We start from the raw sequence: 13262 nt of genomic DNA, 5'->3' as shown, positions 1-13262 counted from the left end.
ATAGGCTGGCGTCCGTGGATTTCCGTGTATTCGTCGAACCCCAGCAAGGCGCTACCTACTCTGACCAGCTCGCGGTGGCCCGCGCCGCTGAAGCCCTCGGATACTCGGCGTTCTTCAGGTCTGACCACTACCTGGCGATGAGCGGTGACGGCCTGCCCGGACCGACGGATTCCTGGGTGACGCTGGCCGGACTCGCACGCGAGACCTCGACGATCCGACTGGGCACCATGGTCACCTCGGCCACGTTCCGTCATCCAGGCCCGCTGGCCATCTCGGTGGCACAGGTCGACGAGATGAGTGGTGGCCGTGTCGAATTGGGTCTCGGCGCGGGCTGGTTCGAGGCCGAGCACCAGGCCTACGCCATCCCGTTCCCGCCGCTGGGTGAGCGTTTCGACCGGCTCGAAGAGCAGCTGCGCATCCTCACCGGCCTGTGGGGTACGCCGGTCGGCGAAACCTTCGACTTCACCGGCAGGCACTACTCCGTCGTAGACTCCCCGGCGCTGCCCAAGCCCGCACAGTCATCTCTGCCGATCGTCATCGGCGGGATGGGCGCCAAACGCACCCCCGCGCTGGCTGCGGAGTTCGCGTCGGAGTTCAACGTGCCGTTCGTGCCGCTGGACACCCTGAAAACCCAGTTCACGCGAGTGGCCGACGCGGTGACCGCAGCGGGACGAGCCGCGGACGCCGTGACCTACTCGGCGGCCTTCGTGCTGTGTGCAGGCAGCGACGAGGCGCAGATCGCCAAGCGGGCCGCCGCGATCAACCGCGAGGTCGACGAGCTGCGCAGCAATTCGCCCCTGGTCGGCACACCCGCCGAGATAGTCGACAAGCTGGGACCGTTCCTGGAGGCCGGTGTGCAGCGGGTCTACCTGCAAATGCTCGACCAGTCCGATCTGGATCATCTCGAGTTCTTCGCCGGTGAAGTCATCCGTCAGTTGAGCTGACCGAAGCCCGCTTCAGGGCCGGGCATAGTATCGGTGCCCGTGGCCGGTGACGAGGACGATCAGGGGCAGTCTCCCGAGGCGCCCTGGCATCACTCGACGCCCGCAGTCGCGGGGGCCAGCGCTGCCGCGCTGGCCGTGATCGGCTTGGTGTTGTGGGCGGTGATCTCGTTGACCAGCTCCGGAGGGCCCGAGGACGCTCCGATTGATTTCGTCCCGCCCGCCTATACGTCGACCTCGAAGACCACGAAGTCCACCACGACCCGGACCACCACCTCCCGCCTGCCGGTGACCACCGAGTTCGGCGTGCCGTCCGATACCACGACCACCTCGCCGTCGGAGACGACCGAGACCTCGCCCACCACGTCGTCGGAGACCACCACGACGACAACGACGACGACCACCACGACAACGACCACGCCGTCGTACACGTCGCCGGGCGCCGACTATGGGGAGTACCCCACGACGCACTACCGGCCGCGTACCAACGTGACACGCACGCTGTATCCCCCGCCAGGCGGCTGACCCCGCCTACCATCGGCGCGTGTCGAACTATTACGACGACGACGAGCCCACCCAGTACGCGCCCAGCTACGGCGAGTATTCCGAGGCGCCCGCGCCGCCCGCTCCCGAGCCCGTCCCGTGGTACCGCAAGCCCGTCGCGCTGATCGGCATGGGCGCTGCGGGTGCAGTCATCGCGGCGCTGGTCATCTATGCCCTGGTGCAGCTGTTCTCGTCCGATTCCTCGTCGACGACGACTACCCCCACGTCGACTACGGCAACCACCACCACATCGGTCGCCACCTCGGCCCCGGTGGTTCCGGCGCCGACTCACACGGTCACCGAGACGGTCGTACCGACCACCACGGTCGAGGAAACCACCGCCACGACCACAACCACTGAGCCCGTCACGACGACCGAGACCACGACCACGACGACGGCCCCGACGACGACAACCACCACTGCGCCGGTGACGACGACAACGCCGCCGCCCGCGGGCAACCCCTGACTGGCTCGGCGGGGTTTATCCACAGGTCGTCGAAATGATTCTGGCCGCCGTAGCGACCGTCCACGAGTATCGGGTTGGTGGACGTCGGTGAAATTCTTCGGCAGCAGGATGGGGTCATCTCGCGTCGGCAGGCGTTGGACGCCGGCCTGCGGGAGCACGAGATCCGGCGATTGCTCCGACGCAATGAGTGGGCCCGGGTCCACACGGGCGTATACGTCGACCACACCGGGCCGCCGACGTGGCGGCAACGTGCTTGGGCCGCAGTGCTTTACGCGGCTCCGGCTGCATTGTGCTTCGAATCTGCCCTTGGACCCGACGCCCTGCCCATCCATGTCGCCGTCGCGCAACAGCGGCCGATGTTGGCTGAACCGGCGGGAGTCTGCATTCACCACCTGGTGAACCTAGAAGAGCGGGTGTTGTGGAACGTCAGCCCACCGCGGATGCGTTACGACGAAGCCGTGCTCGACGTCGCGTGCCGCGCCGCGTCCGAACTCGATGCCATCGCGGTCCTGGCCAATGCCTGCCAATCGCGGCGAACCACTGCCCATCGGTTGCTGCAAGTGCTCGATTCACGGTCACGGGTCCGCCGTCGCCGGTGGTTACGTTCGGTGTTGGTCGATATCGGCGACGGCACCTGCTCAGTGCTCGAGCACGGCTATCTCGTTCGCGTCGAGCGGCCGCACGGTCTACCCCGGGCCAAGCGCCAGAAGCGGGCAGCATCGTCCGTCGGCGTCTGCTACCGCGACACTGAGTACGGCGAACGGCTCATCGTCGAGCTCGACGGCCGGTTGCATCACGATTCAGCGACCAGTCGGGATGCCGACTTCGAGCGAGATCTCGACGCCGCAGTCGACGGCCGTTCAACCGTCCGGCTCTCGTATGGGCAAGTCTTTGACCGGCCATGCCGAACCGCGAGCAAGATCGCTCAGGTGCTGCAACAGCACGGGATCGCAGTGGCCGGCCATCCGTGTGGGCCGAGCTGTGAGTTCGCTCGGCTCGACCGCGCCGCATAGTTATCAACACCTCGGATTTCAGTCAATATCAAGCAGTAATCCGAGATTTGAGTGTGGCTCACGGCGAGGGCGCAGACGATGTGGGTGTGGGCTCGGGCGCTGAGGTGGGTTCCGGCGAGTGCGTGGGCTCCGGCGTATGCGTCGGCTGAGGTGTGGGCTCCTGTGTCGGCTCGGGCGTCGGCTCAGGCGTCGGCTCAGGCGTCGGCGACGGGCTGGGCGAAGGGGCCGGCGACGGACTGGGTGACGGTGACGGGCTCGGCGGCGTGAACGTCGGGATCGGCAACTGCGGCAGTGTGACAGGCGGAAACACCAACGGCGGCACGGGAATTTGTGGCAAAGCCACCGGCGGTGCGGGCAACGGCGCGGGCGCAGGAGCGGCCGGCAGCGGCGCCTGCGGCGCGGGAGCCACTCGCTGCGGAGCAGGTGGACTCTGCGCGCTCTGCACCATCCGTGGCGCGGCCGCCGGGCGAGGAGCAGCAGCCGGAGCGCCGGCCTTGGGCCCCGGCCACGACGGATCACGCACCACCACGGTCCGGGTCGGCGGTGCGGGCGCGGCCTGGGCCAACGGAGACTCGGCCGGAACTGTTTGCGGTCCCAGAAGTCCGGAAACCGCGGTGTCGAGGCGATCGGCGCGCGCCGACAACACCATGCCAACAGTGCCGACCACGGCCAGGAACACCGCTGCATAGGTCACCACGCCGCCACGCCGGTACCAGGCAAGACGCGCGGGGGCGGGCGCCATGGGCGGTTCGGAGAACACGAACTCCGGCCGGGCCGAATCCTCGGTCACCGATTCGGGAATGAACTCGGCGACCTCAGCCGCCGAGTCCTCGACTGACCAGGCCAGCGCGGACGCGGCCACCGTCGCCGTCTCTGTCACCGGGACCGATGCAGGACCAACCGCCACCTGCGTTGCCGTCTCGTCGGCGCCGCGACGGGCCAGCAGCGCGGCACCGACCGCCGCGATCACCTGGGCCTGCGGCACGGTGGTGACCGGAATTCGAAAAGCGGATGAAAGTCGTTGTGTGACAAGGGGTATCCTCGCCCCGCCACCAACGGTCACCAAGGCGGCGAGCCGCGATGGGTGAATACCGTTGCGGCGCAGCAAGTCGAAGAGTGCCTCGATCACGCCGCCGAAGGACTGGTCCACCACCGCGTCCAGTTCGGCGCGGGTGAGCCGGATTGCGCCGCTCGGACCGGCCAGGCTGGTGGCACTCTCATCGCTGAGCCGTTCCTTGGCGGCGCGGCACTGCTCACGCAGATGAACCAACGTAGCCACCGCGGCCGTCCCGGCCGGTTCGGCCTCAAGGTTGCGCAGAACGTGCCGCAGCACTTCCTGGTCGATCAGGTCGCCGGAGAACTCGTCAAACCGCACGGTCTGTCCGATGGTGACGAACCCGGCCGACGCGTCGGCAAGGGTCAGGCTGGTGCCGGAGGCACCGAAATCGCAGAGGGCGACGACACCGCGGGCCGGCAGACCGGGATGAGACTGGATGGCCGTCAGCGCCGCAACCGAATCAGGAACCACCCGGACCCCGGGCAGCACCCCACGCAGCGCATCGAATGCCACCGGGCTCCAATGTGCGGGCACCGCCACCACCGACACGTCGGGACGACGTGCAGGGCTGGCCTCGCGGGTCAACATTTCGATCGCCTCGGCCAACAACCGCTCGGCCCGATGCGTCGAACCATCGGCCGCGATCAGCGGCACCGGGTCACCCACCCGTCCGAGGAAGTCGGTGAACGCCAACCCGTTGGGCAGCACCGCCGGACGCACGAGCGGTGCCTGGTCGGCGACGCCCACCAATGTGGTCGTCCCGACGGACAACCCCAGGCAATCACGCATACCTGTATGTCGGCGGCGAGCGGAGATTCGTTAGTGACGGGACGAGTACGCGGCGACCAGCGCCTCCGCACTGCGCACCGCGGCGCGGCAGGCCCGCGTGGTGAACGGGTCGTTGAGGGGATGATCGGCGCGTCGCCGCCAGCGTTGCGCGGCGGCGAAGGCGGCCCGTGGCCCGTCGAATGGTGCGTCGGGCTGCAACCCGAGCCGGCTGGCCGCATCGGTGCCCGCGCCGCCGATGATGCGCCGCAACGAAGCCATCTCGTCGTCGTTCAAGGTGGTGGGCCGCGAGCGCAGCAGGCTGAGCAGCCGCAGCTCTTCGAAGGCATGCGTGTCGGCGAGCAGCGGGTCGATGTCGGCGAGGATGTAAGGCGTCGCGTAGATCGGATTGTGCTGGACGAACTGTCGCAGCGACAGCAGCGCGGTGTGCGCCTTGAGCAGCTCCGACCGTTGCGCGAACTGCTGGTCGATCACGTCGCGCAGTGCGATCAGGCCACTGCGCTCCAGCAGCTCGTCGGCCAGCGCGACGGAGTCGGACACCCCGGCATGCAACACCGCGATCGAGATCCGGATGCCGAACATGCCGAACCGGTCCAGCAGCGCCGCGCGGGTGGCCGCGTCCACCGGCAGCGCCGGGTCTTCTCGAACGAACCGATCCACCGACAGCATCGCCTTCGTCAACACAGCAGGCTCGACCGAGGCGAGCTTCTGCAACGCCACGAACTCGCTCTGACGCAGGGTGCGGGCGGTGAGGGCCAACAGCCCGGACACCGGGACGACGGCCTGGCAGATGCCGGTCTTGTCCATCTCCTCGGTGAACCGTTTGGCCACGTCCTTGGCCGACATCATGGCGTCGATGCGCCCGGCGCCGATCTCGTCGGCCCGCGAGGCCACCCCGATGACGCCGAGCGCGCCCGAAGACCCGCCGACGAGTTCGCCGATCTGTTTGAGCAGGGCGATGTCGGCGGCATTGAGGGTGCGCAGCAGGAACACCACAGCATCGACGCGGGGCACACCGTCTTCGGGAACCAGCAGCCGGTGGGTGCGCAGGGAGACGTCGCGCGACAGCGACGAGGTGCCCGGGGTGTCGATGATCGTGCTGTCGATGAGCTCGGCGGCCGGCCACTCCACATCGAGGTCCACCACGTCATCGGGGTCGAGTCCGGCGAAGCTGAACGTCAGGCCTCTGTCGTTGGGGTCCCGCGCGATCGGCACGTTCGACCGGCGGCCGCCGCGGTGGTTGGCGGTGACCTTCGGGGTGGGCCCGTGCCGGAACCAGGTGACGATGCGCGTGGCCTCGGTGGCGTCGGTGGGCGCGATGTCCTCTCCCACCAAGGCGTTGACGAGCGTGGACTTGCCGGCCTTGAGCGTGCCGGCCAGGGCGATGCGGATCGGTTGGTTGAGCCGACGCCCGATGCGGTCGAGCTCGTTGTGCACGTCGGGCCGATGGCGATAGGCCGGGTCACCCCGGTACGCCTTGATGGTGCCGCCCAGAATCGAGCGCACCTGATCGGCCGTGCTCACGCTGCGGGGTCCAACCTTTCGACGCCAGTTAACCCTTCGAGCTTAGTTGCCCGCTACGGCCAGTTTCCGGGCGTGGTCGACGACCTGGGTCAGGATGTTCTTCTGACGCTCCAGCTCGCGGACTCGGGTGGCCCGTTCGGCCTCTTCGGTCTTGGCGGCGGCGAGGGTGGCCTGCAGTGACTCGTTGAGGGAGCGGGTGGTCTGGTTGGCGATCTCGCGGTAGTGGTCGCGCAGTTGACGCTGGATGCCCTTGAGCCGGTCCCGTGATTCCTTGCCGACCACAAACGCGACGTCGTCGACGAATTTCCGCATGTTGGCCTTGGCCTCACTGCGCACCCGCAGCATGCGGTTCTCCATGTCCTCCTTGTAGGCCTTGCGGCCCAGCACCAGACCCGCGCCGAGCGACAGGGGGTTGAACATGCCGAGCCCGGCGAACGAGGTGAGCATGCCGAACATCAGCACGCCACCGTAGGACCCGCGCATACCGGTGATCACCTTGTGCCCGGCCTTGATCGGTTTGGCCTCCAACCGGGCCAGCGATTTCATCTCACCGAATCCGGCCCCCATGTCTCTGGCGTCGATCTGCGGCAATTGCACGGCCTCCAAACCGGCTTCGGTGAAGGTGCGGGCCACCTCGGCCGCCAATGCCTCGGCGCGTTGATAGGCCCAGACGAAGTTGTCGCCGACCGCGGTGGCCACGGCCTCTTCGAGTTCCGAACCGATCTCGGCCCAGTGCAAGGTCGGGTCGCCGGAGTCGATCACCTTTTCGGCGTGGGTGGTGATGTTACGGAACCGGTGGCGCAGATCGTGATCGACGTCAGCGGTCAGATCGGCGATACCGTCGTTGAGCACCTGCTGCCACAAGGCGGTCTGCTGCAACGCATCCTGGGCTTCTTGCTTACGCCGCTCCAAGTCGGCGGTGAGCCGCTCGCGTTCATTCGGGTCGGTGAACGCCGACAGCTCCGAGTTCACAGCTAGAAGAAGATGCTCTGCTGCCGAATGGATTTCGGCCACCACCTGGTCGCGGATGCGGTCGGTCTCACGGCTCAACACCCGATCGGACAGGAACTTCACGATGGCCGGGAAGTTCGACTCTTCGTTGAGCTCCTTGTCATTGAGCTGGATCGCATGGCTGCGCAGCACACTGGAGACGGGAGTGACTGGGGTCGAAATACCGGCCCGCTGCAGATGCGCGGTGTTGGCCCCGACGATCTGGCGCCAATGCGGATACAGGTCGGTCTTGGTCGCGACAATCGTTGCCAGTGGGCAGATCTCGATCGCCTGGCGGATGAAGGTCATTTCCGGTTCGGTGAATTCCTGGCTGGTGTCGCTGACCATCAACAGCGCATCGGCGTCGGGCAGCAGACCCAGGGTGGCCGAAAGATGCGGCTGGCCATGGCCGCCCACTCCGGGGGTGTCGACGAATGCCAACCCGCCCTTGAGCAGTGGGCTGGGCGCGGTCACCTCGACTCGCAGCACCTCACGACCGCCGGCCTGCGGGGCGCGACGCAGATCGTTGGTCACCTCAGACGGCGGGATCTCGACGAGTTCCGGTTCGGCACCGTCGGGCCGCGCCACCACGAGCCGGGCCGACGGCTGTTCGCCGTAGGCGACGACGGTGGCCAGCACGGTGGATTCGTCATCGCCGACGCGGGCCACCGGAATGTTGAGCAGCGAGTTGAGCAGTTGGCTCTTACCCTGCTTGAGCTGGCCGGCGATCACCACCCGGATCTGTGGGTCACTGATGCGCACCTTGGCCACGCGCAGGCGCTCCACCAGATCGCCGCGGTCGTAGGTGGCGGCGATCGTGCTGGTGTGGTCGATGAGTTCGACGATCACCTTGACCTTGCGCGGGTCTGCGGGCTGCGTCATGGAAATCCCTCCTGCCGGGCTCAACGGTAGGCGCGCCAATGGGACGGGGACCACCCGCGTAACGGATGGCCCCCGTCCCTGGGGCGAATCGGATCAGAAGGCGTCGAGCCCGGTGTCGATCGGGTTGTGCGACGCGACATCGGTGTGCGACTGGGATTCGTAGCTGTTGCCCGAGCCCAGCGCCGAGCTGGTGTCGTTGTGCGACCCGAAGGACGTGTCGTTGTGGGACAGGGTGTCGTTGTTCGACGCGAACGCGGTGTCGTTGCCGGAGCCGATGTTGGACGTGTAGCTCGACGAATTGTCCTCGACGCTGTGGGTGGTCTCGGTCTGCACCGAGGTGTTCACCGAGTTGTCCTGGGTGTTGCGGCTGCCGTAGTCACCGTCGACCGTGGTCTGGTTGCCGCCGACCGCGTGGGTCGAGGCATCGGTCAGGATGATCGAACCGGCATTGCCGCCGTCGCCACCGGACGCGCCACCGCTGCCGATACCGATCAGGCTGTCACCACCGGAGGCACCGCCACCGTGGCCGCCGCTCATGTCGACGTCACTGATCACCGGGCCATCGTTGCCGGAGATCAGGTCACCGCCGGCGTGCTGCGAGTTGTCCTCGATGGCGTTGTCCTTACCGACCGCGACATGCGAGCCGGAGCCGGCCCAGATGTCACCGTTGTTCATGGTGTTGCCGTCACCCAGCACCGCCCCGTCACCGCTGACGATGTCGCCCTTGTTCTCGCCGTCGACCACCACGCCGCCGTTGGTGGCGGTGTTGGTGCTCTTGTCGCCGAGGGTGATGTCACCGAACCCGAGGTTGAACGCGCCCTGCTGGGCGTTGGCGCCGGCGTCCTGGTTGGGGCTCATCACCGGCACGTTGTTGTGGCTGGCCCACTCGGTGTCGTTGTTGCTGGCCACCTCGGGCGCGAACTGCGTCTGCGGCGAGAACGGCGACGCGACCTGGTTGCCGAACGAGGCCGGGATGCTGTGGTGGTCGGCGACCGCGCGCTGCAGACCGAGCACCGGGTTGCCACCGCCGAGCAGGACACCGGCCGGGGCCGCGGTGGCCGCGACGGCGTGCAGCTGAGCCGCGGTCACGTTCGGCAGGCCGGCGTCGCGCAGGCTGCCGTCCGGGTCGGCGATGAACGAAGCTGCCGAAGCGGGGCTGCGGAACAGGTCCAGGATGAAGTCGATCAGAGTGGTCATTGCTCCAACCTTTCGGATGTTTCTGCCGGGCTCTCCGGCGATCTGGAGACAACGTTATGGCCGCGCAAGGCCACCGGAAACGGGGTCGATTCCCCTCCCCGTATCGCCCCCACCCGGGATGGTCGACGCCACCCCAATAGGGGATTAGGGGATGTTTAGGGGCATACGCGGGCACCAGCATTTATGCAGGTAAACGCAATGAGCGCACGACCACATGTGGTCGTGCGCTCATTGCGGGACGGGGCGAATTCAGTCGAAGATGTCGAATCCGCCGACGCTGTCGGTGTGGTGATCGTCGACCGCCGGGTGGGCCCAGTCCGGGGCCGGTGCCGGATCGGCGACGCTCGGATCGGCGGTGACGACGTCGTGGAACTGCTGCGACAGATCGTCCAACGGCTGCTCCAGCGGACCGATGTCGTCGAACGCAGAGCCCGACGACGCTGAAGTCACCAGATCATCCAGCGAATCCGGTTGGTTGATCACCGGTCCGGCCGTCGCATTCCACGTGTCATGGGCAGCATCGAGCGGCACATGATCACCGAAGGCGTCGAACGCCGCCGTGGCCGCACCGCTGGCCCACACGTTGCCACTCGGATCGGCGGTAGGGCTGTCGCCGAACCCGGCGTTGGCACCCGACATGGACAGCGATTCCGACACGACCGGGATCAGATTGTTGACGTCTGCGCTCGTCACGTCGGTCAGATGTGCGTCGGCGATGGCCTGGGCCGGGTCGGCGGCATAGCGGGCAGCGGCGTCGGGGTCACGTACCAGCGACATGACAAAGTCCAGCAGCGAGTTCGCCATGTTCCACCTCCTCAACAGTTCCGATTCGAATGCTAGCCAGCTGTGAGCCGGCTGGGATCGGTGCCGAACCCAGCCCTGGCCGCACTTGATTAGGGGGATGACCATTAGGGGATCGACGCCACTAGGGGATCAATTCCGGGCCCCAGGGATCGGAGCGGTTAGGGTGAATGTCGGCCGAGACAACGGGAGTGACGCCTGATGACCGACTCACTGGGGTTGTCGATCGGGATGACCAACCTGGTGGCAGCCCGCGAAGGCCGTCCACCGGTAATCCGCCGATCGATCCTCACCCTGCACAACGACCGCGCTCCGGAAGTAGGCGAATACACCGGCAGCGGGCTGCCGCTGGCCGGTTTCGTGGAGCGGGTCGGTGACCCGGTGCCGCTGGTCGCCGCCGACGGGTCGCAGCACCGGGGAGAGCTGGTGCTGGCCGAGGCACTTGAGGTGCTGGCCCGCGCCGCCGGCGGCGGTGCGCCGGTCACGATCGCCGTGCCGGCACATTGGGGTCCGAGCACCGTCGGCGCGCTGCGAGGCGCACTGCGGAACAAGCGCGCGCTGACACCCGACGGCGTTCCGCCGACCCTGGTTTCCGACGCCCTGACCGCACTGGCGGCGCTGCGAACCGATCCGGGGCTGCCCGCCGACGGCGTGGTGGTGTTGTGCGACTTCGGCGGCAGTGGCACCAGCGTGACATTGGCCGACGCCGCCGCGGGTCTGGCTCCGCTCGGGCAGACCGTGCGCCATGCCGATTTTTCCGGCGACCTGATCGACCAGGCGTTGCTCAACCATGTGCTCAGCGGTGTCGCGACGGCCAATGACGCCGACCCGGCGGGCACCGCGGCCGTGGGCTCGCTCGCCCGGTTGCGGGCCGAGTGCCGTCAGGCCAAGGAACGGCTGTCCGCCGAGACCGCGACGGCGATCCCCGTCGAGTTGCCCGGGTTCGACGGGGACGTCCGGGTGACCCGGCCAGAACTCGAGCAACTCATGTCCCAACCGCTGGCCGGACTCCTGGACGTCATTTCAGACACCTTGCAGCGCAACAACATTGCGCTCTCCAGCGTCAACGCGGTGGCCACCGTCGGCGGCGGTGCCGCCATCCCCCTGGTGACCCAGCGGTTGTCGGAACATCTACGAGCACCGGTGGTGACCACCCCGCAGCCACAGCTCGGGGCTGCCATCGGAGCCGCACTGGTGGCCGAGACCGTCGCCGAGGCCGGCGCGCCGACCGGCATGGCCCCCGAGGTGGCCGCCGCCGACGCACCCACCGGCATGGCACCGACGAGCCTGGGCCCGGCCGCCTGGGCGGCGGGCGCTACCGCGGCGCAGGCCGCGGCCGGTGACGACTCCGAAAATGTCGGGGCCCTGGCCTGGTCGCAGGACGATGCGCCCGGTAACGAACCGGTCCCGTACGCCGGGGGCGACTATCTGACATCCCCGGAGGCGACCGCGGCGCGGCCACCGGTGCAGTTCAGCCATGAAGAGGAGACGTACGAGACCGAACCGGCCCCGCTGCCCTGGTACAAACGCCCGCCGATCCTGTTTGGCGCCGCGGCCGCGGCCGCCTTGCTGGCCGCCGGTGGTCTGGCGGTGACTTTGACTGCCTCAGAAGGGGATTCGACACCGGTCACCGAGACCAGCACAACCTATTCGATGGGGCCATCCCCCGAAGGTCCGCCACCGGAGCCGGTCACCACCGTGACGCAAGGCCCCGACGGGATCGAGACCACCACGGTCATCGCACCCCCGCCACCACCGCCCGAGCCCACCACGTCGGCGTCGGAAACCACGACGACGACGAGTCCGACCACAACAACGACAACCACGACGACCACCACAACCACGACCCAGCCGACCACCACGACGACCCGCACCACCGCCACGACCACGCAGCCACCGACCACCACTCAGCCGCCGACAACGACGAACCCGCCGACCACCACCCAGGCGCCGGTCACCACGACCGCAGCCGAGGCTTCTGACGACGGCGCCTAGGCGGACGCTGATGACCGCCCCGGTGCCGACCGACCCGTCCGCACCCGTCAAGCTGCTGGTGTCCGGCGGGATCGGCACCGGGAAGAGCACGACACTCGCCGAGATCCGCAGCATGCTGCGAGAAGCAGGCCACACCGTGCTGACCCGCGCGCCCCGACCAGGTGACGGGCCGGAGGCGGCATTCGTCATCGACGACGCGCATCTGCTGAGCGATGACGAAATCGGTTGCCTCACAGAGAGAGTGGCAGACACAGCGGCGACCGTGGTGGTGGCCGCCGAGCCGCTGACCCATCGCCGGTCGCTGGACACGCTGACCACCGCGCTGGAGCGGGAGAACCCGGTGGTCCGGCTGGGACCGCTGCCACCCGCGGAGATGAGCCGCATGCTGGCCACGGCACTGGGCGCCCGCGCGACCCCGGAAACCGTCGAATCGGTGTCGGCTGCGACGGCGGGACTGCCGTTTCTGCTGCAGGCCGCGTCCGGGGCCGTCGACTCACCTGCGGACGCTTCCCGGTTTGCGCTGCTGCAACGGCTGCGCCGCATCGGTGAAGGCACCCGCGATGCGCTGCTGATCCTGTCGCTGAGCCAGGATCTCGGGGCCGACGACGTGGCCGCGGCTCTGGGGCTGACCGGCGAGCAGGCGTCGGCGCTGGTCGATCAGGCCCGGGCGGGCGGGTTGATCGAGCCGTCCCACGACCGGCGTTTCGTGCGACTGGTGCATGACTCCCTCGCCCAGATCGCGGGCGCCGTCCGTCACCACGAAACCGAAACTTCGCTGCTCGCTTCACAACTCGCGATGTCGACGCTGTCCCCCGACCTCGCCTTACGCCTGGCAGAACACGGGCTGCGCGACGACCGGCTGGCCGACGCGCTGACCGAGCACGCCGCCCGAACCGGAGCCCGCCCGGCGCGGGCGGCCCGGCTGTATCGCGCCGCCGTCATGGCCGGGGCGGCCACGGTCAACACCGGGCTGGCGGACGCGCTGGCCCGCGCCGGGCGGGCTCCGGTTCGGGCGGCGTGCTCGGTCAGCGCGTCGGCCAGCCGGTCGTCGCGCAGCCCGTGTTCCG

At 68.2% G+C, this 13262-nt stretch carries 10 protein-coding genes and 1 pseudogene; 6 read left to right on the top strand and 5 right to left on the bottom strand.

Annotation, left to right across the window (positions count from 1 at the left end):
* Nucleotides 1–14 precede the first annotated feature (14 nt).
* The 4 genes from A5733_RS10200 to A5733_RS10185 all read left to right on the top strand — a co-directional run bounded on the left by A5733_RS10200 (nt 15) and on the right by A5733_RS10185 (nt 2963).
* On the top strand, nt 15–944 hold the full coding sequence (locus A5733_RS10200; RefSeq protein WP_067764664.1) for an LLM class F420-dependent oxidoreductase: 930 nt from the start codon (nt 15–17) through the stop codon (nt 942–944).
* A 39-nt stretch (nt 945–983) separates the two neighbouring features.
* Nucleotides 984–1466 (top strand): hypothetical protein, encoded by a 483-nt coding sequence (locus tag A5733_RS27465; protein ID WP_157561044.1) that lies wholly within the window; start codon nt 984–986, stop codon nt 1464–1466.
* 19 nt (nt 1467–1485) lie between these two features.
* On the top strand, nt 1486–1950 hold the full coding sequence (locus A5733_RS27460; RefSeq protein WP_067764669.1) for a hypothetical protein: 465 nt from the start codon (nt 1486–1488) through the stop codon (nt 1948–1950).
* 77 nt (nt 1951–2027) lie between these two features.
* Complete coding sequence (locus A5733_RS10185) at nt 2028–2963, top strand: type IV toxin-antitoxin system AbiEi family antitoxin domain-containing protein (RefSeq protein WP_067764672.1); 936 nt, start codon at nt 2028–2030, stop codon at nt 2961–2963.
* A gap of 58 nt (nt 2964–3021) precedes the next feature.
* On the opposite strand, the gene A5733_RS10180 is transcribed toward A5733_RS10185, so the two are convergent.
* From A5733_RS10180 to A5733_RS10160, 5 genes are all read right to left on the bottom strand, one after another.
* Nucleotides 3022–4809: an Hsp70 family protein gene (locus A5733_RS10180; protein WP_076240039.1), complete on the bottom strand. Its 1788-nt coding sequence runs from the start codon at nt 4807–4809 to the stop codon at nt 3022–3024.
* 30 nt (nt 4810–4839) lie between these two features.
* Entirely contained in the window at nt 4840–6330 is a 1491-nt protein-coding gene (locus A5733_RS10175; protein ID WP_067764678.1) for a dynamin-like GTPase family protein, read from the bottom strand.
* 42 nt (nt 6331–6372) lie between these two features.
* Nucleotides 6373–8202 (bottom strand): isoniazid-induced dynamin-like GTPase IniA, encoded by a 1830-nt coding sequence (gene iniA / locus A5733_RS10170; RefSeq protein ID WP_067764681.1) that lies wholly within the window; start codon nt 8200–8202, stop codon nt 6373–6375.
* A 93-nt stretch (nt 8203–8295) separates the two neighbouring features.
* Nucleotides 8296–9399, bottom strand: a complete 1104-nt coding sequence (locus A5733_RS10165; protein WP_076240038.1) for an IniB N-terminal domain-containing protein — start codon at nt 9397–9399, stop codon at nt 8296–8298.
* A gap of 249 nt (nt 9400–9648) precedes the next feature.
* Nucleotides 9649–10203 (bottom strand): IniB N-terminal domain-containing protein, encoded by a 555-nt coding sequence (locus A5733_RS10160; protein ID WP_076240037.1) that lies wholly within the window; start codon nt 10201–10203, stop codon nt 9649–9651.
* Between the two features lie 198 nt (nt 10204–10401).
* Here A5733_RS10160 and A5733_RS10155 point away from each other — a divergent pair, with 198 nt between their 5' ends.
* Nucleotides 10402–12195 carry an Hsp70 family protein gene (locus A5733_RS10155; RefSeq protein ID WP_067771644.1) on the top strand — a complete coding sequence of 598 codons (1794 nt, stop codon included), beginning with the start codon at nt 10402–10404 and terminating at the stop codon, nt 12193–12195.
* A 10-nt stretch (nt 12196–12205) separates the two neighbouring features.
* Nucleotides 12206–13262 (top strand): annotated as a pseudogene (locus A5733_RS27455) (LuxR family transcriptional regulator); the annotation flags it as partial.

Source organism: Mycobacterium sp. NS-7484, from assembly GCF_001953975.1.
GTDB lineage: Bacteria > Actinomycetota > Actinomycetes > Mycobacteriales > Mycobacteriaceae > Mycobacterium.
The sequence above is the reverse complement of the archived record's forward strand: the minus strand, read 5'-3'. Positions and strand labels throughout refer to the sequence as shown.